Consider the following 261-nt stretch of genomic DNA (forward strand, 5'->3'; position numbering starts at 1 on the left):
TACCTCGACCTGCGCGCCTCGACACCGTTCACGCGGATGCTCGGCGAGCGCACCATGCCTGGCGCGCAGTGGCTGGTTGGCGCAAAGCTCAATTACGTCGATCAGGTCATGCGCCATGCGGAAGAAGGCGGCAGCCCTGACCGCACGGCCATCCGCTATGCCAGCGAGACCAAACCGCTGGCCGACCTGTCATGGCGCGAACTGCGCCAACGTGTTGCCTCGCTGGCGGATGCGCTGCGCAAGATGGGCGTGGTGCCGGGC

1 pseudogene is annotated in these 261 nt (G+C 67.0%); it reads left to right on the top strand.

The annotated features are described in order from the left end of the window. Positions 1-261, top strand: a pseudogene (locus ACCD05_RS31960) (acetoacetate--CoA ligase); the annotation flags it as partial.

Origin of the sequence: Rhizobium sp. Rhizsp42 (assembly GCF_047304155.1) — a bacterium.
GTDB lineage: Bacteria > Pseudomonadota > Alphaproteobacteria > Rhizobiales > Rhizobiaceae > Rhizobium.